1 protein-coding gene is annotated in these 469 nt (G+C 52.0%); it reads left to right on the top strand.

Features of this window, described 5'->3' with window-relative positions; all coding sequences use genetic code 11:
• The coding region (locus tag AADZ90_RS22435; protein ID WP_411997185.1) for a helix-turn-helix domain-containing protein at nt 1-299 on the top strand (299 nt) is incomplete at its 5' end.
• Between the last annotated feature and the right edge of the window lie 170 nt (nt 300-469).

Here is a 469-nt window from a genome sequence, read left to right on the forward strand (position 1 = left end):
AAGAGTTCGTGCGCTCCAACATAGGTGAAGGTGTGTCTGTCGGCGATCTTGCAAGGCTCTGCGATATGCCCGTTGGCACTTTCAACCGTCATTTCAAAAAGCGCATGCGTCTGTCGCCGTATCAATTTGTTCAAAAGTTGCGCGTCCAGATGGCGTGCGAGTTTCTATTGGCCGACCGCAGCGCACTGCCAGAAATCGCCTTTCGCCTGGGATATGCAGATCAAAATCATATGAGCCGGTCATTTCGAAAGTATCTCGGAACCTCTCCGTCGCAGTTTCGTCACGATCGGAAGTATTGATTAGTTTATAACCCACTAGCCGCGCGCGTGCACCCCTCACCCCGCGTAAAGACCTCAACCAAACCAGAAGCAGCGTTGAGGCCCAAAACCATCACTGCCGCAACCTTCTTTGATGGCCCTACATGAAAGAATAAATACTGGCGAGCATCGGCGTTTGATCGCCTGGTGCT

The sequence above is a fragment of the Aestuariibius violaceus genome (assembly GCF_040779325.2).
In the GTDB taxonomy this organism is placed as follows: Bacteria; Pseudomonadota; Alphaproteobacteria; order Rhodobacterales; family Rhodobacteraceae; genus Aestuariibius; species Aestuariibius violaceus.